Source organism: Micromonospora sp. NPDC093244 (assembly GCF_040683695.1).
Taxonomy (GTDB): Bacteria; Actinomycetota; Actinomycetes; order Mycobacteriales; family Micromonosporaceae; genus Micromonospora.
Genome location: NZ_JBFBEO010000006.1, coordinates 277,531 through 300,163 on the forward strand (window position 1 = coordinate 277,531; position 22,633 = coordinate 300,163).

Sequence of the window (22,633 nt, forward strand, 5' to 3'; positions counted from 1 at the left end):
GCCGCGGCGGTCAGCGCTCGGCGCAGAGCCGGCGCAGGGTGCGACCGAGCCACCAGGCGTACGCGTGCTGCACCGCCCGGACGGCCGGGCCGGCGGCGCGGGTGAACCAGCGGTCGGCGAGGCTGAACGCGCGTACCTCGAACCAGACCGCGCCGGTGTCGTCCCGGCCGACCACGAACGCCTCCTCGCCCCGCTCCGGATGCCCGGGAAGGGTGCCGTAGCCGAAGCCGGCGAGCGTGGGCGAATCCTCGCTCCAGACCACCCGGCAGGGTCCCCAGACGCGGGCCGGGCCGACACCGAGCCCGGCCGTCACCAGGGCCCCGGCGGTGGCGCGCGGGGAGTCGGTACGCATCCGGACCCCGGCGGCGCGGTGCAGCCGCCAGCTCAGCACCGCCTCGGCAGCGGTCGCGAAGGAGCCGGCCGGAAGCGGGGACCTGTGGCGCAGGTGGTGGTATCCGCCGGGCAGCGGGCCGTGCCGGGTCTCCCCCACCTCCGGGTAGGTCAGCTCGGCCACCGCTCCCCCTCGCCGTCGTCGGACCCCGCAAGGGTACGGCCGGTGCGGGCGGGCCGCCCATCGACGAGGTGGACGGCTGTGGTGTGCTGCCCGGATGAGCATCGAGGCGAGCATCGTCCCGGCCGGCGTCGCGGACGCCGGCGAGATCCTCACCGTGCAACGCGCCGCCTACCTGACCGAGGCGCAGCACTACCGCGACCCGTTCCTCCCGCCGTTGACCGAGACCCTGGACGAGGTCGTGGCGGCGCTGACCGGCCCGGCGATCGTGCTCGCGGCCCGGCTCGGTCACCGGCTGGTCGGATCGGTGCGGGCCCAGCTGGACGGGGACGCCGCGTACATCGGCCGGCTGTCGGTCGCACCGGACCAGCAGGGACGGGGGGTCGGGGCGCGACTGCTCACGGCGATCGAGGATGCCTGCGCGGGCCGGGTCGCCCGGTTCACCCTGTTCACCGGTGCGGACAGCGCGACGAACCTGCGGCTGTACGAGCGGCACGGCTACCGGATCACGGCGCACCGGCCGGACCCGAACGGCGTCCCGATGGTCGTGCTGGAGAAGCCGGCGGTCAGCCCCGCTCGCACCGACGCCTGAGCCCGTCGGCCTCGGTGCGCACATAGCGGCGCAGCAGCCCGCCGTACAGCCAGCCGACCGGCCCCGCGAGCGGCCCGCTCTGGTCGATGGCCAGCTCGACCCGGGTACGTCCGTCGGGCAGCGGCAGCAGCCGGTGCTCGCCCCGGGTGAGCACCCCCGAGGTCGCGGAGACCCAGGTGAACGCCCGTCCCTCGGTCAGCTCGGTGACCCGCCACACCGCCGGCCGCAGCCGTGGCTGGGTCAGTCGGGCGGTCGCGCCGACGGTCAGCGGCCCCGGCTCGCCCCGCTCCGCCCGACTCACCGAGGCCGTCCACTCCGGCCAGCGCCGCACGTCGGTGAGCACCGCCCAGACCTGCTCGGGCGTGGCGTCGATCTCCGTACCGGCCTCGAACCGCATCGTGTCCCCTCCCCGGCGGTGCCACCCGGCCCCGCCGGAGAGGACGACGAGACAACCCGAAGAATCGTGACGACCGGGTGCCGGCCGGTCGGTATCAGGCGGCTTCGCGCAGGTCGGCGAGGCTCAGCGGGGTACGACGGCGCAGCAGTTCCTCGAGCTCGGGCACCGAACCGACCTCGCCGAGCACGTTCCGGCCGCCGCCGAACCGCTCCGGGTAGCGGCGGGTCAGCCGGTACCGGTAGCGGCCCCGGATCAACTCGACGCTGACCCGCCACCGCCCGCAGCAGTCACAGACCCACTCGGACACCTCGCGAAAGTAGCTCTGACCTGCGGTTATCTGATTCGCCCGGCGGGGACGAGCGGCGCGACGCAGGACACCTCGCCCGCGTACCCCCGGTGATCTGCCTCACGGCTGTCGGTGCCGTCTGATTGACTGGTCGCCGTGGACCTGCCGATCAACCCTCCGGTCGAGCCGATGTTGGCCAAGAGCGTCGCCAAGCTACCCACCACCCCCGGGGTGACCTACGAGCCCAAGTGGGACGGGTTCCGGTGCATCGTGTTCCGCGACGGCGACGAGGTCGAGCTGGCCAGTCGGGGCGGCAAGTCGATGACCCGCTACTTCCCGGAGGTCGTCGAGCAGGCCCGCCAACAGTTGCCCGAGCGGTGCGCCGTCGACGGTGAGCTGATCGTGATCCGGCGGGACGGCCCGGGCGGCCAGCCGCGGCTGGACTTCGAACTGCTGGGTCAGCGCATCCATCCGGCCGCGTCCCGGGTGAAGCTGCTGGCCGAGACCACCCCGGCGGATTTCGTCGCGTTCGACCTGCTGGCCATCGGTGACGAGTCGTTGCTCGACGAGCCCTATCCCCGTCGCCGGGAACGGCTGGTCGAGGCGCTGGCAGGGGTGCGGCCGCCGGTGCACGTCACCCAGGTCACCACCGACGCCGAGACGGCCCGCCGCTGGTTCGACGTCTTCGAGGGCGCCGGGCTGGACGGGCTGATCGTCAAGCCGGCCGACCTGCCGTACGAGCCGGGCAAGCGGCTGATGTTCAAGGTCAAGCACGCCCGTACCGCCGACGTGGTGGTGGCGGGTTTCCGCTGGCACAAGTCCGGTCCGGTGGTCGGCTCGCTCCTGCTCGGCCTGTACGACGACGCGGGGGTCCTGCACCATGTGGGGGTGAGCGCGTCGTTCACCATGGCGCGCCGGGCCGAGCTGCTCGACGAGTTGGCCCCCTACCGGGACATCGGCGGTGAGCACCCGTGGGTGCACGGTGATCACGAGCGCGGCCAGCGCATCCCGGGTGGGGTGAGCCGGTGGACCGGCACGAAGAACCTGGAGTGGGAGCCGCTGCGCCCCGAGCTGGTGGTCGAGGTGGGTTACGACGCGATGGAGGGTGAGCGGTTCCGGCACACCGCGCGGTTCGTCAGGTGGCGACCGGATCGTGATCCCCGCTCCTGCCGTTACGACCAGCTCGACCGTCCGATCCGCTTCGACGTGGACCAGGTGCTGCGCGGCGATCCGGCGGCCACCGTGGACCGGGCAGCCACGTGACCCGCACCGTTGAGCTGGCGCATCGTGTCCGGCGTACTCTCGTGGCCTTCGGCGTCGCGGCTCTGCTCACCGCCGGCTGCACCCTGCCGGCGTTCGCGCCGCGCACCGAGGTGGAGGGCGCGGCGGCGCCGACGGGCAGCACGCCGACCTGGCGGGCCTGCCCGGAGGTCGCCGACGAGCTGGTCGGGCGCGGTGCACCGGACATGCGGTACGAGTGCACCCGGATCGCGGTTCCCCGTGACTGGGGCACCGGTGGCGGGGCGACCGCCGGTCCGGGCGCCGGGGAGACGTTCGAGATCGCCCTGCTGCGCGCCCGCTCCACGAAGCAGCGCGACCGGATCGGCTCGCTGGTGGTGAACCCGGGCGGCCCCGGCGGGTCCGGCGTCGACACCGCCGTCTACCTCTCCTTCGGCACGCAGTTCGGCGGGCTTCCCCCCTCGGTCACCGAACGCTTCGACATCGTCGGCTTCGACCCGCGCGGGGTGTCCCGGTCCAGCCCGGTGAAATGCATCTCCGACGCCGACCTGGACGCCAGCTTCGGCTACGACCCGGATCCGGCAAGCCAGTCGGCGTTCGACGGTTTCGTCGGGCTGAGCCAGCGGATCGGGCGTGGCTGCGGCGACAGGTACGGCGATCAGTTGCCGCTGTACGGCAGCGAGCAGGCGGCCCGCGACATGGACGCGGTGCGCGCCGCCGTCGGCGACGACAAGCTGACCTACCTGGGTTACTCGTACGGCACCCTGCTCGGCGCCATCTACGCGCAGCTCTACCCGCAGCGGGTGCGGGCGCTGGTGCTCGACGGCGCGGTCGACCCGCAGCAGCGGCTGGTAGCCGGGTCGGAGAGTCAGGCCCGCGGCTTCGAGCGGGCCTTCGACAACTTCGCCCGCTGGTGCGCGGCGAACGCCGACCGCTGCCCGATCGCTCCGGACGCGCGCGCCGCGGTCACCTCGGCCATCGACAAGGCCAAGGTCTCGCCGGTACGCGGCCCCGACGGCCGGGAGGCCACCGCCGGGTGGGTGTTCTACGCGGTCATCTCCTCGCTGTACACGGAGTCCGGTTGGCAGGAGTTGGCCCGGGCGATCGACCGGCTGGCCGAGGGTGATCCGAAGGACGTGTTCCGGCTCGCCGACTCGTACGCCGGCCGGGAGAGCGACGGGCACTATTCCAACCTGTTCGACGCCAACCTGGCCATCAACTGCGCCGATGAGACCGAGAAGCCGAGCCGGGAGCAGATCCGCCAGTTGCAGTCCCAGTGGCGCTCAAAGTATCCGCTGTTCGGGCCGGCGCTCGCGGTCGGCATGCTGAGTTGCGTGGAGTGGCCGGGCGGGCGTGACCCGTACCCGACCGGGAAGGCGAACGGCGCGTCCCCGATCGTGGTGGTCGGCACCACCGGCGACCCGGCGACGCCGTACGAGCAGACTCCCCGGCTCGCCTCCATGCTGGGCGTCGGTCGGGTGCTCACCTGGGAGGGTGAGGGGCACACCGCGTACCCGCAGACGTCCTGCATCACCGACGCGGTCGACGCCTACCTGATCGACCTGACCGTGCCACGGGAGGGCCTGCGCTGCCCGGCCCGCTGACCGGCTGGACCGGCGGCAGGGGCGGCACCTCGATCCCCTGCCGGGCGGCCAACTCCTCCACCAGCGCCCGCATCCGGCGCACGTCGGCCTTGAGCTGCTCCTGCTCCTCGTGCTCGAACGCGTCGTCGTCGACGATGAGCCGGCTCGCGAAGTGCGCGGTGATCAGCGGGATGACCAGCAGCACCATGGTCGAGATGAGCAGCGCGGCGAGCGTACGACCCGCCCAGGTCGTCGGCGAGATGTCGCCGTACCCGACGGTCGAGGCGGTGACCACCGCCCACCAGACGGCGTCCGCCGGGCTGCGCTGCTCGACCTCCCCGTAGATGACCCCGGCCACGACGATCATCAGCAGGTACGAGGTGATCAGCGTGCGGGGTGAGTTCGCGAACCACACCAACGCCCGGTAGATCCACCGGAACGGCAGCAGCAAGACTTCCATGCCGCTCATGCTGCGCCCTGCCGGCAACCGCCACCGACCCACCCGTCGACGTCGCTGTGTCAAGCTCATCGGCATGACCGACGTGACCTACCGGGAGGCGGCCCGGGCCGACCTGCCCGCCGTCATCGCCCTGCTCGCCGACGACGTGCTGGGCAAGGCCCGCGACTTCACCGTGGTCGACGAGGCCTACGAGAGGGCGTTCGCGGCCATCAGCGCGGACCCGCGCAACCAGCTGATCGTCGCCGAGCAGGACGGCGAGCTGGTCGGCTGCCTCCAGATCACCTACATTCCCGGGCTGGGCCGGCACGGTGCGGAACGGTCGCTCATCGAGTCGGTCCGCGTCCGCTCCGACCGGCGCGGCCAGGGGTTGGGCCGGGAGCTGATGACCTGGGCGGTCGACCAGGCCCGCCAGCGGGGCTGCGCGCTCGTGCAGCTCACCACCGACAAGGCCCGCGAGGACGCGCGCCGCTTCTATCTGAGCCTCGGCTTCGTGGCCAGCCACGAGGGCATGAAGTTGGCGCTCTGACGCCGTGCCCCCAGCCCGGGGATGTGGTCGTCGGTCAGCCTGCGGCTGGCGGCGTCCAGCCGACCGGCAGGTGCCCGACGCGGACCCGCTGCGGGTGGTCGCCGACCGGGACGCTTGTCACCTTCTGCCCGGTGGCGAAGTTGATCGCGGTGACCTGGTCCGCGCCGGATTCGGAGATCACGCAGTCCCGGCCGTCCCCGCTGACCGTGGCCCAGTACGGCTTGCTGGCCGGCACGAGCGGGCCCGGGTTCAGGGTGGACCGGTCCATGACGGTGGTGTAGCCGTCCATGGTGCCGGCGACGCAGAGCCGGGTGCCGTCCGGGCTGATCGACAGGCCGTGGTGTCGAGAGTCGTTGACCCAGGTGGTGCGGTCCTCGCTGGTGGCGGGGTTCTTCGGCAGCGTGGCTACCCGGGTGATCCGGTCGGTGGCCACGTCGTACTCGATCAGGCCGTTGAAGAAGGACACCTGGAAGTAGAGCTTGCCGCCGTCCGGGGTGAACACGGCCGGGCGCACGGCGTCGGAGAGGTCACGCCGGCCTGCGGCGTCCAGGCGGTCACGCATGTCGATCACCTTGACCACCTGGTACGTGCTGGCGTCCGCAATCGTGATCTTGCGGTCTCCCTTGGTGAAGTCGAGCCAGGGCGCGTCCAGGTCGGTGTTGACCTCGCCGATGGACGAGTTCCACAGTCGACCGTCGTTTGTGAAGATGTTCTCGTGCGGCTTGTCGCCGGTGCCGAACGAGCCGAGCTGCGCTCCGGTGCGGATGTCCAGCACGTGCACGGTGTTCGAGGTGGACGCGGAGACCGCGACCCGGGTGCCGTCGGGTGAGATGGCCATGTGGTCGGCGCGGTAGCCGGAGACCGGGAACCGCCAGCGGATCGCACCGGTGGCCAGGTCGACCGAGACCACGTCGGCGAAGCTGGGCCGAGACACCACAAGCGCGGTGCCGTCCGGGGTGGTGTACATGTCGTCGATCAACTGGTCGTGCCCCTCCCCCGGCCCCTGCCGGATGCCGAGGAAGAACGCCAGCTTGATCGGGTTGAGGTAGATCTCGCGCAGTCGCGCGGCACGGTCCGGGATCACGTTGATCCGGCCGAGCTTCGCGTAGTCGCCGCGGGACCGGATGACGTCGGCGGTGCCGTCCCAGTTGTTGCCGACGAACATCACCTCCTGGAGGGCGACTGCGGCGGCCGCCGGCCTGGGCGCCGACACCAGCGGGGTGGGCGCGACGAGCGCGAGCGCGGCCAGCGCGGCGAGGCCGGCGCGGCGGCGGCGGGAGCGGGACGGGTGGGGTGGCACGGGGGTCATGTACGCCTCCTGACAGCCGGCAGGACATCGATGTTTCTCGGTGCCTCGATCGGTGTTACCTTGCGGTAACAACCAGGAGAGCAACCGGCCGGTCGCCACGACTAGGGACCGGGTGCCAACGCACGACCGGTCCGGTTGTGCCGCGGCGACAACGGGAGGCGGCGGGCGCCGATGACCCGGACCGGAAAGGCCCCCACGTTCGGCGGGCTGCTGCGCGACCTGGCCGCCGACGCGGCAGTCGTGGACGAGGTGGCGCGGGCCGCCCGCGCGAACTCCCCGGAGGTGGCCCGCCTCCCCGCCGGCGAGGTCCGCCGGCAGGTGGTCCTGCTGCTCACCAGCGGCCTCGGCGCGCTGGAACGCCACGAGGACCCCGCCGGGCGGGACTTCACCGAGGCCCGCCGGCTCGGCGCTGACCGGGCGGCGCAGGGCATCTCCGTCGCCGACCTGCTGGGCGGCGTGCAGGCTGGCCGGGACCGGGCGGTCGAACTCGTGGTCCGACACGGGCGGGCGGCCGGCATCGCCGACGAGGTGCTGCTGGAGGGGCTGCTCACCATCGGCCGGTACGCCGCGGCGGTGGAGCGGGCGGTGGTGACCGGACACCGGGCCGCCGAGCGGGAGCTTGTCGGTACCGGCGCGGCGGCCCGGGCACGCCTGCTGCGCCGGCTCCTGCTCGACGGGCCTACCGGCACGTCACCTGCCGAGCTGACCCGGTTCGGCCTCCGGCCGGACGGGCGCTACCACTGTCTGGTCGGCACCGAGCCCGACCCGGCGCGGACACACGCCCTGCACCGGCAGCTCATCCGGCACGGCGGCCTGCTCGGCACCGTCGAGGACCGGTTGGCCGGCCTGCTGCCGCGGTGTCCGGGCACCATGCCGGTCGACCTGCTGGTGCTGGTGGCGCCTGCGCAACCGCTGGAGCGGGCCCCGGCGATGTACCCGCTCTGCCTGGCGGCACTGCGGACCGCGGCGCGGCGGCGGCTGCGCGGTCTGCGCCGGGTGACCGACCTGGCCGGGGAGACGGCGCTGGCCGCCCAGCCGGCCCTGGCCGAGCTGCTGCGGGGCGCACTGCTCGGCGCGCTGGACCCGGCCGACGAGTTCCACCGGGAGCTGGCCACCACGGCGCTCGCCTGGCTCGACCACGGCCAGCGGCTGGACCAGACCGCCGCCGCCCTGCACGTGCACCCGAACACGGTCCGCTACCGGTTGCGCCGGCTCCGGGAGGTGACCGGCGGGCCGCCGGTCGAGGAGGGGGCACGGTCCACGGTGCCGGAGATCATCCACTGGTGGTGGGCTCTGCGGAGCTGGCTGGACGGCTGCTGAGAGGGCGGGCGGCGGCTCGGTCTTCCGGACGCCACCACGGGCGGGCGGTGCGGCCGCGCCCGGCGGATTAGATTGACCGGGATGGGCACCCCGGCCGCGTCCGATCCGCCACCCCACCCGCGCGGTGTCGACCCGCGGTGGCGGCGCCTGGGCTCCGCCGTCCTGCTGGCCGGTGTGCTCGCCGTGGCGGTGGCCCCGCTGCTGCCCGCCTGGCGCACGGTGTACCCGGACGGCACCCAGCTCAAGTCGGGCGCGCAGGTCGGCTGGGTCGCCGTGCCGGTCGCGCTGGTCGCCGCCGCCGTGGCCACTGTGTCACTCACGCGCACCGGTCCGGCCCGCCGCCCGTGGCGCGAGGCGAGCCTCGGGCTGCTCATCGCCAACGCACTGACCTGCGGCGGCCTCACCGGCGCGGTGTGGATCGCCCAGGCCCACGACGCGTACGCCCGCGAGGCCGGCATGCTCTCGACGGACCCCGGGGCCGGCACCTGGCTGGCCCTGCTGGGCTGCCTGCTGATCCCGCTGGCCGGCACCCTGCCAACCGCGCCCCGGCCGGACACTCGCTGACCAGCCCGGTGGGCCACGACCGCCGCGGGCGGGGCGGCGATCGGGCCCCGTCAGGCGTCGACCAGTCGGCCGTCGCGCAGGACGAGCACCCGGTCGGCGAGGTCGATCAGGGCCGGGTCGTGTGTCGCCACCAGGGCCGTCATGCCACGGGTGTGCACCACCGCGCGCAGCAGGTCCATGATGGACCGTCCGGTCTCCGAGTCGAGCTGGCCGGTGGGTTCGTCGGCGATGAGCAGGTCCGGTTCGTTGGCGAGCGCCCGGGCGACCGCGACGCGTTGCTGCTGACCGCCGGACAACTCGTACGGTCGCTGCGCCGCGTGCCCGCCCAGGCCGACCAGCTCCAGCAGCACTGCCACCCGCTGCTCCCGCTCGGCGGCCGGCACCTGCGCCAGCCGCAACGGCACACCCACGTTCTCGGCGGCGGACAGAATCGGCACCAGCCCGAAGGTCTGGAACACGAACCCGACGGTGCCCCGGCGTAGCCGCAGCAGCTCCGCCTCCCCCGCCGAGGTCACGTCGTGCCCGGCCACCACCACCTGACCGCTGTCCGGCCGGTCGAGCCCGCCGATCATGTTCAGCAGTGTGGTCTTGCCCGCTCCGGAGCGGCCCCGGATGGCGACGAGTTCACCCCGCTCGGCGCTGAACGAGACGTCCCGTACCGCGTGCACCGCGTGCTCGCCCCGCCCGAAGCTCCGGCTGACGCCGCTGACCCGCACCACCTCGACGGGGGACGTCGTCGATCCGTCCCCGTACCCGGTCGCTCCGGTCACCACCATGTCCCGACTGCTCACGCCCGTGCCTCCCGTTCCTCCGAAGCCCGGTCGCCGGGCCGTACCTGCACATGGTCGGGCTCCAGATCGAGCCGGACCCGCTCCTTGAGCGACAGCGCGTCGACGAACGCGGCGGGCAGCTGCATCCGCCCGTTGCGGTCGAGCACCGCGTACTCCTCGCTGACCAGTTCGGTGGCGCCGTCCGCGCCGATCCGGGCGGTCCGGCGTACCTCGGAGGCGGTCCGGCCGTCGCGGATCGCGACGGTCCGGCGGACCTGCGTGGCCACGGCGTGGTCGTGCGTGACGACGACGATCGTCACGCCCAGCTCGGCGTTGATGGTGCGCAGCGCCGCGAAGACGTCCGCGCCGGTCGCCTCGTCCAGTTCGCCGGTGGGCTCGTCGGCGAAGAGCACCTCCGGGTCGTTCGCCACCGCCACGGCCACCGCGACCCGCTGCTGCTCACCGCCGCTGAGCTGCCCGGGTCGCCGGTCCGCGCAGTAGCCGACGCCGACCAGGTCGAGCAGTTCGCGGGCCCGCTGCCGGCGGGACCGACCGCCGCGCTTGCCGGCGAGCTGCATCGGCAGCTCGACGTTCTCCAAGGCGCTGAGGTACGGCAGCAGGTTGCGGCCGGTCTGCTGCCAGACGAACCCGACCAGCTCCCGCCGGTAGCTCAGCCGCCGCTTGGCGGACAGCGAGAGCAGGTCGTAGTCGGCCACCCGGGCGATGCCCGCGGTCGGCGTGTCCAGGCCGGACAGGATGTTGAGCAGTGTGGACTTGCCCGACCCGGAGGCGCCGACGATCGCCACCAGCTCCCCCCGGTCGATGACCAGGTCGAGCCCCTGCAGGGCGACCACCTCCACCCCCTCGGTCTTGAAGATGCGCACCAGGCCGTCGCAGACGATGTGTCCGCGCAGCCGGTCCTGCCCGCCGGCCCGCTCGGCGGCGCGTTGCGCGGCACGCTTCTGCAGGGCGGCCAGATCAGGCGCCAGTGCACTCTGGGCGGTAGCGGTCATCTCAACTCTCCTCTCCGAGCCGGAGCACCTCACCGAGGCGCAGCCGGCGGTTGTTCAGGGCCTCGACGGCGACCGCGAAGGCGAGGGCGACCGCCCCGAGCGCGAACACCGCGGCGACCAGACCGGGCTCGAAAGCCACCCGGACCGGTGTGCCACTGGTGAACGCGGACAGGCCGAGCACCGGGTTGAGCAGCAGCGGAAGCACCGCACCGACAAGCGCGCCGGTGAGCACCGACACCCCGACCAGCGGGGCCAACTCGACAAGCAGCAGCCCGCGCCACTGCCTGCGGGACAGCCCGAGGGTGCGCAGCCGGGACAGCACCTGACCCCGGGCTCGCGCGCCGGCCAGGACGGTGAACGCGATGGCCAGCAATCCGAGCACGGTGCCGCCGATGGCGCCGGCCACGAAGCCGAAGACCAGCACACCGTTCGCGCCACCGTTGCCGAGGTCCCGTCGTACCTGCTCCCGGGTGTCGACTGTGACACCGATGGGGCGTTCCTCACCGGTCACCGCACCACCGGTCTGGTAACGCTTCTGCCCCTCGTCGCCGGCCCGGCGCAGCGCCCCGACGTCCAGCCGGTCCCCCGCGATCAGCAGGCTGGTCGGCACGGGCGCGGTGACCCGTTGCGGCAGCGCCTGCCAGGGCAGGATCACGAACCGGGCGGTGTTCGCGGGCAACAGCGGGAAGGCCTCCTGTGTGCCGGCCACCCGGAACTCGTACCGCTCGCCCTGCACCAAGACGAAGGCCGAGCGGTCCAGCCCGGCCTTGGCCAGGTCGGCGGCGACCGCCGGGGAGACGATGGCCGGCAGCGGCCCCGACGTCGGCTGGGCGGAGCCCAAGGCGGCCGGCACGGACAGGTCCACACCGGACTCACGACTCACCGTGCTCAGCCCCGGCCCGTCGATCAGCAGCACGTTCGTCTGCCCGATCCGCGCGTCGGTGCCGAGGTCGTCGGCCGCCAGCCGCTGATCCGGCTCGTTGAGCACCCGCGTGACGGCCCGGACTCCCGGCACACCACCCAGCGCGTCGACGGTGTCCGGGGCGAACCGTTCGCCACGGATCACCGCGTCGGCGGGAACGAGCCGCTCGGCGGCCCGGTCCCGACTCGCGTCCACACCGGCGGCGACGACCCCGCAGAACGCGGCGGTGCCGATCGCCAGCACCACCACGACCAGCGGGGCGGCGACAGTCGACCGGCCGGCCCGCGCCGTGCCGAGGAAGGCGACGCTGCCCCGCGTCCGCGCCGCCAGCCGGCTGACCAGCAACAACGGCCAGGGGTACGCGCGCAGCGCGAGCACCGCGGCGGCGACCGCGAGCAGCACCGGCACCGACACCAGCAGCGGGTCCACCTCGCCGAGGGTCAGGCCGCGCCGGCGCAGCAGCACCGCCGCGAGAACGGCGAGCACCAGCAGGGAGACCTCGACGGTGATGCGCCGTGCCGACGGGCGCACCCGTACCAGGTCGCTGCGCTGCGCCCCGCCCGCCGGTACGGCAAGCGTCGCCAGGGGCAGCGCCAGGGTGACGAGCACTGTCACCGCCGCGGCGTACGGGGCGGTCGGGTCGGGGGCGCCGGGGAAGAGGGTGCCGAGCAACCAGCCGATCACCGCGGCGACCGGCACCACCAGCAGCGACTCGGCGAGACTGCGCCGGGCTCCGGCGGTGGCCGCGCCGCCGCGCGCCCGCAGCAACGCGAACTCCGAGCGGCGCCGTCGGATGGCGAGGATGGCCGCGAGCACGATCAGTCCGGCAAGGGTCGCCAGCACACCCGCCCCGATCACCGCCAGCAGGGTTCGGGCGGCGTTCACCTGGGCGGCGAACGCACGCAACGGGACATCGACGCCCACGGTCAGCGCCACACCCGGCGGGACGTCGCGCTGCATCTGCTGCAGGCCGTCGATCATCTGGTCCAGGTGGCGTGCGTCGATCCGATCGGTGCCCAGCCGGTACCGCCACTCGGACTGCACCGGCCAACCGTCCACGGCCCGCTTGTTCAGCGCCGACTGGGCCACCACACCCACGACGACCAGTGGTTCGCCGTCGCCGAGCGGTTCGGTGATCCGCAGCATCGAGGGCAGTCCGTCCCATGCCCCGTTGGCCCGGTCGACGGGCCGGAACAACCCGGACACCACCACCGGGACGGGATCGAGCAGGTTGCCGTTGCGATCGACGCCGCCCATCCGCAGTCGACTGCCGGCGCGCAGGTTGAGCTTCCCGGCCACGTCCACGTCGAGCGCGACCTCGACGGGCCGGCTGGGCACGTACGTCTCGCTGGGCCAGGCGCCCTCGACGAGGGTGCCGGCGTCCTGGATGCCCGGCATGGCCCGCAGGCCCAGGTCGACGAGCAGCTTGCGCGCCTCGAGGTCCGGTCCCTTGACGCGGACCGGCGCGAGGTCCACCCGGTGCCACCGCTCGGTGACCGCCGAGCGGACCGGTGCGGGCATCGCCCCGGCCAGCATGTCGAACTGCTCCCTGGCTCCGCCCGTCGCCGTCTTCGTCGATGTGGCGGGCGCCACGGTGGAGGTGTAGGTGATGTCCCGGCGGGCGGCCGGTTCGCTGGTGAGCTGCGTGCGCAGCCCCTGCTCGGCGAGCCGGTTGACCAGCCGGGGCACCCCGCTGATGAGCAGCGTGACCACCAGGGTCAGCACCGCCAGGAGCAGGAACTGCCCGCCGTACGCCCGGACCCGCCGGACGGCAGCGCCGACGCTCATCGTTCTCCCCCGATTCGCAGCTGCACCGCCGCCACCCGCTGTCGGATGCCGGTGGCGATGAACGCGCTGAAGGCGAGCGCCGCCAGCAGCAGACCGGCCGCGGTCAGGCCGATCGGTAGCCACGGCAACGCGAACGTCGCCGCGGGGATCGGCCGGCCGGCGGCCGGGGTGAGGATGACAAGCGGGGCCATGGTGGCCCCGACGGCGGCACCGAGCAGCAGTCCGACTCCCACGCCGATCCCGGCGAGGAACGTCTGTTCGGCCAGCAGCGCCCGGGCCAGCAGCCGGGGCGTGGCGCCGAGGGTGTGCAGCACCGCGAACTCGCCGAGCCGGTGCCGGGCGGTGGCCCACACGTCCACCATGAGGCCGACGAGGGCGAGCAGCACCGCACCGAGGGCGGCGGCGAGCATTCCGGTACGCGAACCACGCCAGTACGGATCGTCGGCGGCCGCCTCGATCGTCTTCTGCCGGTCGAGAACTGTCACGCCGGACAGGTCACCGGCTGCCCGGGCGGCTGCCGACGCGTCGTCGGTGCCGATCCACCACTCCGGGATGGAGCGCATCGTGCCGCCGGTGCGCAGCAGCGTGTCGGCGGCGGCGGGCAGGTCGAGCAGCACCCCCTCGCCGGTGGTGGTGGGTACGGCGTCCACCTCGCCGACGAGGCGGACCCGCAGCGTCGCCCCGGAGAGCGTCAGGTCGACGGTGTCGCCGACGCGCATGCTCAGCGCGTCGCGTACGCCGGGGGTCATCAGCACCGCGACGGGCGTGTCGCCCTCGGCGGGCACGATGGCGAAGCGGGTGGGCGGTTGGTACGCGTACTGGCCGCCGACGATCAGCTCCACCGGGTTGTCGGCGGCGACACCGGTGGCGGTCGAGCGTGCCGGCTTCGGTGACCCGCCGACCGCCGTCGCCGCCCATGCGCCGGTCAGCTCGGCCGGCTGGGTGGTGCCGTCCGCGGCCACGAGTTGGAGCCCGTCCACCTGGAGGCGGTAGGAGTTGCCGGCGGCGACGCCGCCGTCGGCCTCGAAACCGGAGAGCCGGAGCCGGGTGGCGCCCACGTCGGGTAGTTGCACGGTGAACCGCGTGGCCCTGCCGTCGCTGGGGGCGTCGACGGCCGGTAGCCGGAACGCGAGTCCGTCCGCGCTGGTCAGCAGCAGCGCCACCGCGATCCGGTGTGGTCGGACGGCATCGTCGACGGGCGTGCGGACGGTGCCGGTGACGGCGCGGGTGCCGGCGGGCAGTTCGACCCCCGCCGGTGCGCCGCGCGCCCCGGTCATCCGCCGGTACTGCTCCGCCGCCGGGTCGTCGCTCAGGCGGTCGGCGAGTCGGACGACGCCGTCCGCGCTGGCGGGGTCGACGCCGACGACCGTCACCGGCAGGTCCTCGCGGCCGACCCGCACCTCGTCACGCCAGGCGGGCAGCGCCCGGCGTACGCCCGGCAGCGCGGCGAGTTCACCGGCCCGGGTCAGCGGGGCGGCTCCGGCTCGCTCGGTCACCCGCAGGTCGGCCCCGACCGTGTGGCCGGCCTGCTCGACCTGTGACCGCTCCCCCGTGCTGACCAGTGACCAGGCCAGGGTGCTGCCGCCGACCGCGAGGGCGAGCAGCAGCACCGGGCCGGCGTGCGGACGCCGGCCGGCCTGCCACATGCCGAACATGGTGGCCGTCCAGGGACGTCGGTCGACGAACCGTTCGGCGAACCGGGTGAGCGGCGGGAGCACCCGCAGTGCCAACACCGCGCCGGCCAGCACACCGAGCGTCGGGGCGGCGACCAGCAGCGGGTCGAGCCCGAGCCGGCCGTTCGAGCCGGCCAGCGGTGAGGCGTACCGGCGCAGCTGCAGCCAGGCGAGCACGGCGAGCGCCACCAGCACCAGGTCGACACTGGCCCGCTGGACGCTCACCGATCGGTTCGGGCGGGACCGGGCGGCCATGTCCGCCACGTACGTCCCGGCGCCGCGAAGCGTCGGCGCGACCATTGCCACCAGGCAGCCCACCGCGGTCGCCACGGCAGCGGCCCAGACCAGTGCGGTGTTTCCGCCCGCGGCGGAGAGGTCCGCCGACCCGCCGGGCCGGACGAACCGCAGCGCCTCCACGGCGATCAGCGGCCCGAGCAGGGCGGCCGGGGCGACCACGAGGGTGGCCTCGCGGGCGGCGAGACCTGCCAACTGCCGGCGGGCGGCGCCCCGGGCGCGCAGCAGCGCGGTCTGCGGACGGCGGTCCTCGTGCAGCAGTGCGGCGACCAGCACCAGCGCGTACCCGCCGAGCACCAGGATGAGCAGCAGCGGGGTGGCAAGCGAGGAGCGGCCCACCAGGTCGGCTCGGGCGATGCGGTCCAGCAGCCCTTCCATCTTGGTCGCCGTCTGCGCGGAGGAACCCAGTTGGGCGGCCTCCGGCACGGCGGTGCCGGCCGCGGCGAGGGCCTTGCGAACGGCTGGCAGGTCAGCGGTGTCGACGTCACCGAGAGTCGGTTCGGCCAGCCAGGACGCCGACACCGCGCCCGGGAAGGTGGCCTCGAAGTCGGCCGGGTCGAGCGTGAACGGCCCGTACGACGTGCCGGAGCCGACGCTGCCCGCGCCCACCCCGGGTGCGAGCAGCCAGTACGCGTCGTTCGGGTCGCGGGGCCGCCAGGTGCCGGCCAGCACCAGTTGGCTCGACTGCTCGGTGGCGCGGTCGCGCAGCGGGATCCGTTCGCCGACGGTGAGGCCCAACGCGCCGGCGACCCGCTCCGGCAGGCTCACCTGGACCGGGTCGGCGCCCGGGCGGGGCCACGCTCCGCCGGTCAGCTCGGCGTGCCCTACCAGGTCGTCGAGGGTGGTCAGGTTCGCGAAGATCGGCTCGTCGTCCGGTCGGAGGGCCGGGCCGAGGTCGCCGGTCAGCTCCCGACCGGTGCCGTACCGGGCGACGGCCACGGTGACCGGCACCCCGGCGAGGCCGTCGGTGAACTGGTCGCGGACCGCCCTGTCCCGGGTGGCGAACTCGGCGGCGTCGCGTCCGGCGGACCCGCTGACCAGCAGACCACGTTCCTCGGCCGGGGCGGCGGTGACCAGCGCCCGTTGCCCGGCGTCCACCGCCCGGCGGTTGTAGTCGGACAGCCCGGTGACCAACGCGACGGCGACCAGCGCGGCGATGACCGCGGCAACCAGCAGCCCCCGCGCCTCACGGGCCCGCCTCCACACCAGCTTCATCCGACGCCTCCCCTGGCCCTGGCGGGCCGACGACCTTCAAGACAGGCCATCTACGGGGAAAGGTTCGCGCCCGTTACATGATCGTTATTCCGGGTGCGCCGAGCGTCGTCAGCTCCCGCGGCGCGCCGCCCGTACGGCGAACGCCACCGCGCCCACGACGAGCACCGCGCCGATGAGCTGGAGGCCCGGTGAGTCGTCGGCTCCCCCGAACACGACGGCGGCGATACCGAGGGCGACGGCGAGGATGGCGATGACGTACCTCATGGGGTTTCCTCCTCGACCCACTCGAGCAGGTCTCCGGGCTGGCAGTCGAGCACCCGGCACATGGCTTCCAGGGTGCTGAAGCGCACCGCCTTGGCGCGGCCGTTCTTCAGTACCGCGACGTTTGCCGGGGTGAGCCCGACCCGCTCGGCGAACTCGCCGACGCTCATCTTGCGCTTGGCCAGTTCGACATCGATGCGGACGACGATGGGCATCAGATCACCGCTTCCATGTCGGTGCGCAGCGTGGTGGCCTGCCGCAGCAGCGCGCGCATCACCACCATGAGGAGCCCCAGCACGGTGACACCCACGGTGAGCAGGAACAGCAGGAGCGGCAGCCCTGGGTCGTTCGCGTTGAACCCGACGTAGAGGAAGACACCCACGAGCACCGCCCAGGCGGCGGCGATGGCCCACACGATCGCGTCCACCCACTTCAGGGACGCCTCCGTGAAGATGCGGTCGTTCTTGACGAGGTTGAGCAGCTGCCAGGTCGCCACGATCACCACCTGGACGCACAACACCCAGAACACCGTCACGATGGTGGCCGGCCAGCGGAGGTAGGCGTCCTCCGGCGACTCCTGGGCCATGTGCGCGAACTGCCCGGGCAGCGAGAAGACCTGGAACATGACCAGGACTCCGAACAGCACTACGAGGAAAACTCGGAGAGCGGCTACCGCTCGATGCTCTGTAACCATGCATCGAGTTTCGCTCGTTAGCTATCGAAAGTCAATCGGTTGCCTCGGTTGTCGGCCTGGCCTTCTGCGGATAGATCGTCTCGTGGCGGGCCAGCATGGCGACGAACTCGGTGATCTTCCGCTCGCGGGTCTGCGCCCGCTTCACGGCGTTGACCCGGTGGATGAGGGCGAACCGGTTGGTTCTGGTGAGCACGTCGAACATGGCCTGGGCGGCCGGTTCGGCGGCGATGGCGGCGAGCAGGTCGTCAGGCACCTCGGCCTCGGACGGCGGGGCGTACGCCGCCGCCCAGCGTCCGTCCGCCTTCGCGGCTTCCACTGCGGCGCGACCCGAGGGCTGCATCAGCCCCTGCGCCTCCAGCCGGGCCACGTGCTCGACGTTGCGTCGGGACCAGGAACTACGGGACCGGCGAGGGGTGAACCGGATCCAGGAACTCTCCAGATCGCGTTTGCGGGCCTGCCCGTCGATCCAGCCGAAGCACAGGCCCTCGTCGACCGCCTGCTGCCAGGTCAGCGTCGTGACCGTGCCGCCCTTGCGGGTCAGGGCGAGCCAGACGCCGGGCGACGTGGCGTGGTGAGTCGACAACCACGCGCGCAACGCGGCGGCGTCCGCGACGATCAGCTCTTCCAGCTCCGCGCTGCCCATGCCCGGCAGGTTAACCGCGCACCCCGACAGAACGCCCCGACCGGCCCACCGTGGCCCCGGCCTCCTCCCCGCCCCCGGCCTCCGCCCCGCCCCCGGCCGCCGGCCCCGCACCCCGGCCGCCGGCCCCGCACCCCGGCCGCCGGCCCCGCACCCCGGCCCAGCCCCCCGGGCCCCGACTCCGACCCTCCGGCCCCCGGCCTCGGATCCGCGTCCGGCATCGACTGTCGGTGCTCGGCGGTAGCGTCCGTCGCCGTGGACAACACCGCCGCGACCCGGCAGACCGCGCACGAGTACGTCGATCGCCTGGAGAGCCGGGACTGGCCCGGGCTGGCCGGCCTGCTCACCGACGACGTCGTCTACGAGATGCCGCAGACCCGCGAGCGCATCCGTGGCCGGGACGATTTCCTGCGGTTCAACGTGGACTACCCCGGCGACTGGCATCTGCGGGTGCGGCGGGTGGTAGCGGACGACCAGATGGCCGCCCTGTGGCTCGACGTCCGCGACGGCGCCGAGCAGCAGGACGCGTGCGTCTGGCTCGACGTGACCGAGGACGGGCTGATCAGCCGGATCGTCGACTACTGGCCCGAACCGTACGACCCGCCGCCGGGCCGCGAACACCTCACCGAGCGGTGGTGACGGCCTACGTTCGACGGTGGTAGTGGTTGCGGCGCGGGACCCGCGCGGGGTCGAGCCAGGCCGGCGGCACGAACTCCGGGTGCCCGTCGCCGCCGAGCCGGACGGTCCAGTCGCTCTGGTGCACGTGGCGGTGGTGGTGGCCGCAGAGCAGCACGGCATTGTCGAGGCTGGTCGGGCCGCCGTCGGCCCAGTGCCGGATGTGGTGGGCGGCGCACCAGCGCGGCGGGCGGTCGCAGCCGGGAAACGCGCAACCGCCGTCGCGTAACACCAGGGCGCGGCGCAGCGGGCCGGTAATGAGGCGCCGTTGCCGGCCGACGTCGAGGGGTTGACCCGCGCCGCCCAGCACGGCGGGCAGGATGGCGGCGTCGCAGGCGAGCTGGCGCACAGTGTCGGGCGTAAGCCGTAGACCGGTGTCGAGCGCGCCGGCGCCAAGCTGGCGGGTCAGACCGTCGTAGCCGGCGGTGATGACGATCTGGGCCGGCTCGCCGCCGTTCTCGGGCAGCTCGCCGGCGCGCAGGGCGAGACGGCACACGTCGGCCAGAGCGTCGTGGCGGCGCTGCCCGGCGAAGCGGGTGTCGTCGGGGCCGGAGGGCGCGCTGAGCGGGTCGACGACGGCGCGCAGCAGCGCGGCGGCCTCCGCGTCGAGCGTGCCGCTGAGCCGGAGCCGCCCGTCGGTCTGCTCGGAGATCGTGACGTGCCGGTCACGGGTGGCCCGGGCAGCCTCGGCGGCCAGGGCCGCCGCCGCGGCGGCGTCGGCGAGGTCGGGTGCGACGTGGTCGAGGATCCGGGTGCCCATCCGGCGCAGCAGGGTCGGCTCGAACTGCCCGGCCCACCCGACCAGCACGCCGACCGCCTTGTCGGCGACCTCGGCACCGGCGGACGCCGAGACCGTGGCGGCCGTGTCGGCGATGACCCCTGCCTGCTCCACGCTCACCGCGCCAGCGGCCAGGGCGTGACGGACGGCGGTCGGGGCGGCGTCGAGCGAGGCGGCGAGATTGACCAGCCGACGGGCGGCGGGCACGTCGAGCCGCAGGCGGTCGCGCAGCCACACGACCGTCGACGAGGCACCCTGCGTGACCGCGACGCCCCGACCGTCCACCTCCCGGACGACCGCCAACCGCACCGCCGCCAGCCGCTGCTGGAGCCGGTGCGTGGCGTCGAGCACCGCGATCAGATCGTGCTCGGAGAGCGCCCACACGGCGGCGTCGGTGCAGCTCGCCACCGCGCTCTCGGCCCGCGCCAACTCATCGATCACGCCCACACTTTAGAACGTGTGTACGACAATCTTCGGCCGCGCGAGGCGCGTCAGATCAACCGCTCGCCGACTCCGGCCGGTGCTTCTTGATCCAGGCCTCGACGTCCGACTTCCGCCAAACCTTCCCCATCGCCAGGACGGCGACCGGCTCCGGGAAGTTCCGTTGATTGGCGATCACCGAGGCGCGTTGCCGCGACACGTTCCCGAGCATCACCCGGATCTCCGCTACGCCAACCAGGTCCACGCATTGACGATGACAGCGGCGTTGTCCGCCCACTGCGACAACTACGGAGGTCGTTGACAGAGACAACAGCAAAGCGCACTATCGGGGAATGCCGTCGAACGAGCAGCCGGCCCATCTCCGGCAGCGCAGAGCTGTCCGCCCGCACCTTCCGATGCGCCCGCTGTGGCTGTGCAAGGTGTGTGCGGCCGCCTGGCCGTGTCCGCCGGCGCGCATGTTGCTGCGCATCGAGTACCGGGCGGACCGGGTGGCGCTGTCGGTCTACATGGCCAGCCAGCTGTTCGACGCCACCGCAGACCTGTGCCGACTCCACCCGAACCCGACGCCGGACCCGCAGGAGCTGTTCGCCAGGTTCCTGGCGTGGACCGCCCAGCCAGATGCCTGAGCCGAAACGGTCAGTCGTCGGTGCGCTTGGCGCGGCTGGGCTGGACCCGCTTGGGCTCGCCGGGCATCTTCGGGTGGTCGGGCGGGTACGGCAGGTCGCCCTGGCCGGCGGCGGCGTCGCGGTCGGCCCACTCCAGCAGGGGCGTGATGTCCCACGGGGCGTCGTCGATGCCGGCGTGCGGGTCGCCGCGCTCGGCGAGCCGGGCCGGGACGGTACGCAGGTCGAAGTCGTCCGGGTCGACGTCGGGCAGCTCGTCCCAGGTGACCGGGGTGGAGACGGTGGCCCGGCCGTTGGCCCGCAGCGAGTACGCGCAGGCGATCGTCCGGTCCCGGGCCATCTGGTTGAAGTCGACGAAGACGCGGGTGCCGCGCTCCTCCTTCCACCAGGCGGTGGTGACGAGGTCGGGGGTGCGGCGTTCCACCTCCCGAGCCAGCGCGATGGTGGCGCGGCGCACCTCGGTGAACGTCCAGCGGGGCTGGATGCGCAGGTAGACGTGTACGCCCCGGCCACCGGAGGTCTTCGGCCAGCCGGTCGCGCCCAGCTCGTCGAGGACGGCGCGGACCTCACCGGCGGCCCGGGCCGCGTCGGCGAAGTCGGTGCCGGGCTGCGGGTCGAGGTCGATGCGCAGTTCGTCGGGGCGGTCGGGGTCGGCGGCGCGTACCGGCCAGGGGTGGAACACGATGGTGCCCATCTGCGCGGCCCACGCGACGTGCGCCAGGTCGGCCGGGCAGAGTTCCGCGGCGGTGCGGCCGCTCGGGAAGGTGATCTGGGCGGTCGTCACCCACGGCGGCACGCCCCGGGTGGGCACCCGCTTCTGGAAGAACGCCTCACCCTCGACGCCCTCGGGGAACCGTTGCAGCGTGGTGGGCCGGTCCCGCAGGGCGCGCATGATCCCGTCGCCGACCGCGAGGTAGTAGTGGAAGACGTCCGCCTTGGTGAACCCCCGCTGGGGGAAGATCACCCGGTCCGGACTGCTCAGCCGTACGCTGTGCCCGGCCACCTCGATCTCGGTGACCGTCGCCTTGGTGCCCGCCATCTCGCGACCATATGCCACGCCCCCGACGTTCGACGTACCGTGGACGGGTGAGTCTTGACGACAACGAGCTGCCCCGCACCGAGGACGAGTGGCGGGTCCGGTTGACCCCCGAGGAGTTCCACGTCCTGCGGGAGGCCGGCACCGAACGCCCGTGGACCGGCGAGTACGTGGACACCAAGACCCAGGGCGTCTACCACTGCCGTGCCTGCGGTCTGGAACTCTTCTCCAGCGACACGAAGTTCGACTCGCACTGCGGGTGGCCGAGCTTCGACGACGCCATCCCCGGCCGGGTGAAGGAGATCGAGGACCGCAGCCTCGGCATGGCGCGTACGGAGATCCGCTGCGCCCGCTGCGACAGCCACCTCGGGCACGTGTTCCACGGCGAGGGCTTCACCCCGAAGGACACCCGGCACTGCGTCAACTCGATCTCGGTCCGCCTGGAGCCTCGCTGACCTGAGCGCCGTACCCCCTGAGCAGCTCGACCTCCGCGGTCCGGGACTGTTCGATCCGCCGCGCCAGGTCGCGGACCCGTTCGCTGCGGCCGACGCCGACCTGGACGCGGGCCAGGTCGGCCGCGGCCCGCTGGTGGTCGGCGAGCACGTCGCGCAGCACTCGGTCGACGTCGGCGTCCGGCGCGGCCCGCAGCCGCTCCAGCGCGGCGTCGTCGCCGTGCCCCTCGTGGTGGTGCGCGGCGGCGCTGGCGCCCGGCCCGTCGGTGGGCAGCCACCCGCGCATGTCGGCCAACTCGTCGCCCTCGGTGGCCTCGATGGCGGCGGCGAGGGTCCGCAGGGTTTCGTCGCGCACCCGGTCGCGGGCCGCCCGGACGATCTGCAGGGTGCGTTCGCTGTGGCCGACCATCGTGCCGAGGAACACCACGTCGATCCCGCTCATCTCGTCGGCGGCGGCCGCGTCCCCGGCCGCCGCCGCCCCGGGGGGGGGCGCCGGGGGGCCCGCCCGGGGGGGGGGGCCGGCGCCCCCGCCCGGCGAAAGAAGAAAAAAAACCCAGAGACGAACACCCGC

At 73.5% G+C, this 22,633-nt stretch carries 26 protein-coding genes; 9 read left to right on the top strand and 17 right to left on the bottom strand.

Annotated features, from left to right (window positions below):
- Positions 1-10: 10 nt before the first annotated feature.
- The gene (locus AB0N27_RS25975) at positions 11-514 is read right to left on the bottom strand and encodes a DUF1990 domain-containing protein (RefSeq protein ID WP_364374936.1); all 504 of its coding nucleotides are present in this window, start codon (positions 512-514) and stop codon (positions 11-13) included.
- A gap of 94 nt (positions 515-608) precedes the next feature.
- Between AB0N27_RS25975 and AB0N27_RS25980 the strand changes: the two genes are divergently transcribed.
- Positions 609-1,103 (top strand): GNAT family N-acetyltransferase, encoded by a 495-nt coding sequence (locus tag AB0N27_RS25980; RefSeq protein WP_364374939.1) that lies wholly within the window; start codon positions 609-611, stop codon positions 1,101-1,103.
- On the opposite strand, the gene AB0N27_RS25985 is transcribed toward AB0N27_RS25980, so the two are convergent.
- Both AB0N27_RS25985 and AB0N27_RS25990 read right to left on the bottom strand, forming a co-directional pair.
- Positions 1,078-1,500 (bottom strand): SRPBCC family protein, encoded by a 423-nt coding sequence (locus AB0N27_RS25985; protein WP_364374942.1) that lies wholly within the window; start codon positions 1,498-1,500, stop codon positions 1,078-1,080. The two genes, AB0N27_RS25980 and AB0N27_RS25985, sit on opposite strands and share 26 nt — an antisense overlap.
- Before the next feature lie 94 nt (positions 1,501-1,594).
- Complete coding sequence (locus tag AB0N27_RS25990; RefSeq protein WP_099851492.1) at positions 1,595-1,807, bottom strand: hypothetical protein; 213 nt, start codon at positions 1,805-1,807, stop codon at positions 1,595-1,597.
- Positions 1,808-1,942: 135 nt separating this feature from the next.
- Here AB0N27_RS25990 and AB0N27_RS25995 point away from each other — a divergent pair, with 135 nt between their 5' ends.
- Positions 1,943-3,049 (top strand): ATP-dependent DNA ligase, encoded by a 1,107-nt coding sequence (locus AB0N27_RS25995; protein ID WP_364374946.1) that lies wholly within the window; start codon positions 1,943-1,945, stop codon positions 3,047-3,049.
- Between the two features lie 14 nt (positions 3,050-3,063).
- Positions 3,064-4,629 carry an alpha/beta hydrolase gene (locus AB0N27_RS26000; protein ID WP_364375041.1) on the top strand — a complete coding sequence of 522 codons (1,566 nt, stop codon included), beginning with the start codon at positions 3,064-3,066 and terminating at the stop codon, positions 4,627-4,629.
- On the opposite strand, the gene AB0N27_RS26005 is transcribed toward AB0N27_RS26000, so the two are convergent.
- On the bottom strand, positions 4,556-5,068 hold the full coding sequence (locus tag AB0N27_RS26005) for a potassium channel family protein (RefSeq protein ID WP_364374949.1): 513 nt from the start codon (positions 5,066-5,068) through the stop codon (positions 4,556-4,558). The genes AB0N27_RS26000 and AB0N27_RS26005 overlap by 74 nt on opposite strands.
- A gap of 73 nt (positions 5,069-5,141) precedes the next feature.
- On the opposite strand from AB0N27_RS26005, the gene AB0N27_RS26010 reads away from it, so the two are divergent.
- Positions 5,142-5,594 carry a GNAT family N-acetyltransferase gene (locus AB0N27_RS26010; protein ID WP_364374952.1) on the top strand — a complete coding sequence of 151 codons (453 nt, stop codon included), beginning with the start codon at positions 5,142-5,144 and terminating at the stop codon, positions 5,592-5,594.
- Positions 5,595-5,628: 34 nt separating this feature from the next.
- Here AB0N27_RS26010 and AB0N27_RS26015 read toward each other — a convergent pair whose 3' ends face one another.
- On the bottom strand, positions 5,629-6,903 hold the full coding sequence (locus AB0N27_RS26015; RefSeq protein WP_364374955.1) for a YncE family protein: 1,275 nt from the start codon (positions 6,901-6,903) through the stop codon (positions 5,629-5,631).
- Positions 6,904-7,074: 171 nt separating this feature from the next.
- Between AB0N27_RS26015 and AB0N27_RS26020 the strand changes: the two genes are divergently transcribed.
- Positions 7,075-8,223, top strand: coding sequence for a helix-turn-helix domain-containing protein (locus AB0N27_RS26020; protein WP_364374958.1), 1,149 nt, complete (start codon positions 7,075-7,077; stop codon positions 8,221-8,223).
- A gap of 81 nt (positions 8,224-8,304) precedes the next feature.
- Positions 8,305-8,787 (top strand): hypothetical protein, encoded by a 483-nt coding sequence (locus AB0N27_RS26025; RefSeq protein WP_364374961.1) that lies wholly within the window; start codon positions 8,305-8,307, stop codon positions 8,785-8,787.
- 50 nt (positions 8,788-8,837) lie between these two features.
- Here the strand turns inward: AB0N27_RS26025 and AB0N27_RS26030 are convergent, their stop codons facing one another.
- From AB0N27_RS26030 to AB0N27_RS26065, 8 genes are all read right to left on the bottom strand, one after another.
- On the bottom strand, positions 8,838-9,563 hold the full coding sequence (locus tag AB0N27_RS26030) for an ABC transporter ATP-binding protein (protein WP_364375044.1): 726 nt from the start codon (positions 9,561-9,563) through the stop codon (positions 8,838-8,840).
- Positions 9,564-9,574: 11 nt separating this feature from the next.
- Positions 9,575-10,570, bottom strand: coding sequence for an ABC transporter ATP-binding protein (locus AB0N27_RS26035; RefSeq protein ID WP_364374964.1), 996 nt, complete (start codon positions 10,568-10,570; stop codon positions 9,575-9,577).
- Between the two features lies 1 nt (position 10,571).
- A complete protein-coding gene (locus AB0N27_RS26040; protein ID WP_364374967.1) occupies positions 10,572-13,280 on the bottom strand; it encodes an FtsX-like permease family protein in 2,709 nt (902 codons plus the stop codon).
- A complete protein-coding gene (locus AB0N27_RS26045; protein ID WP_364374970.1) occupies positions 13,277-16,462 on the bottom strand; it encodes an ABC transporter permease in 3,186 nt (1,061 codons plus the stop codon). Before AB0N27_RS26045 ends, AB0N27_RS26040 begins: the two co-directional genes overlap by 4 nt.
- A 108-nt stretch (positions 16,463-16,570) precedes the next feature.
- Entirely contained in the window at positions 16,571-16,726 is a 156-nt protein-coding gene (locus AB0N27_RS26050) for a hypothetical protein (RefSeq protein ID WP_364374973.1), read from the bottom strand.
- Positions 16,723-16,938, bottom strand: coding sequence for a helix-turn-helix transcriptional regulator (locus AB0N27_RS26055; protein ID WP_030336216.1), 216 nt, complete (start codon positions 16,936-16,938; stop codon positions 16,723-16,725). The genes AB0N27_RS26050 and AB0N27_RS26055 overlap by 4 nt, the downstream gene beginning before the upstream one ends.
- Positions 16,938-17,417 (bottom strand): DUF2975 domain-containing protein, encoded by a 480-nt coding sequence (locus tag AB0N27_RS26060; RefSeq protein ID WP_357989260.1) that lies wholly within the window; start codon positions 17,415-17,417, stop codon positions 16,938-16,940. The genes AB0N27_RS26055 and AB0N27_RS26060 overlap by 1 nt, the downstream gene beginning before the upstream one ends.
- Positions 17,418-17,448: 31 nt before the next feature.
- Positions 17,449-18,060 carry a YdeI/OmpD-associated family protein gene (locus tag AB0N27_RS26065; protein WP_364374978.1) on the bottom strand — a complete coding sequence of 204 codons (612 nt, stop codon included), beginning with the start codon at positions 18,058-18,060 and terminating at the stop codon, positions 17,449-17,451.
- Positions 18,061-18,312: 252 nt separating this feature from the next.
- Between AB0N27_RS26065 and AB0N27_RS26070 the strand changes: the two genes are divergently transcribed.
- Positions 18,313-18,696, top strand: coding sequence for a nuclear transport factor 2 family protein (locus AB0N27_RS26070; protein ID WP_364374981.1), 384 nt, complete (start codon positions 18,313-18,315; stop codon positions 18,694-18,696).
- Between the two features lie 4 nt (positions 18,697-18,700).
- On the opposite strand, the gene AB0N27_RS26075 is transcribed toward AB0N27_RS26070, so the two are convergent.
- Together AB0N27_RS26075 and AB0N27_RS26080 are read right to left on the bottom strand one after the other, a co-directional pair.
- The gene (locus AB0N27_RS26075) at positions 18,701-19,951 is read right to left on the bottom strand and encodes a DUF222 domain-containing protein (RefSeq protein ID WP_364374984.1); all 1,251 of its coding nucleotides are present in this window, start codon (positions 19,949-19,951) and stop codon (positions 18,701-18,703) included.
- 55 nt (positions 19,952-20,006) lie between these two features.
- The gene (locus AB0N27_RS26080) at positions 20,007-20,195 is read right to left on the bottom strand and encodes a hypothetical protein (RefSeq protein ID WP_364374987.1); all 189 of its coding nucleotides are present in this window, start codon (positions 20,193-20,195) and stop codon (positions 20,007-20,009) included.
- 88 nt (positions 20,196-20,283) lie between these two features.
- Here AB0N27_RS26080 and AB0N27_RS26085 point away from each other — a divergent pair, with 88 nt between their 5' ends.
- Positions 20,284-20,577: a hypothetical protein gene (locus tag AB0N27_RS26085; RefSeq protein WP_364374990.1), complete on the top strand. Its 294-nt coding sequence runs from the start codon at positions 20,284-20,286 to the stop codon at positions 20,575-20,577.
- Positions 20,578-20,587: 10 nt separating this feature from the next.
- Here AB0N27_RS26085 and ligD read toward each other — a convergent pair whose 3' ends face one another.
- Positions 20,588-21,613 carry a non-homologous end-joining DNA ligase gene (gene ligD, locus AB0N27_RS26090; protein WP_364374992.1) on the bottom strand — a complete coding sequence of 342 codons (1,026 nt, stop codon included), beginning with the start codon at positions 21,611-21,613 and terminating at the stop codon, positions 20,588-20,590.
- 47 nt (positions 21,614-21,660) lie between these two features.
- Between ligD and msrB the strand changes: the two genes are divergently transcribed.
- Positions 21,661-22,065, top strand: coding sequence for a peptide-methionine (R)-S-oxide reductase MsrB (gene msrB, locus AB0N27_RS26095; protein ID WP_088990835.1), 405 nt, complete (start codon positions 21,661-21,663; stop codon positions 22,063-22,065).
- Here msrB and AB0N27_RS26100 read toward each other — a convergent pair.
- A complete protein-coding gene (locus AB0N27_RS26100) occupies positions 22,031-22,504 on the bottom strand; it encodes a DUF305 domain-containing protein (RefSeq protein ID WP_364374995.1) in 474 nt (157 codons plus the stop codon). The genes msrB and AB0N27_RS26100 overlap by 35 nt on opposite strands.
- Positions 22,505-22,633: the final 129 nt, after the last annotated feature.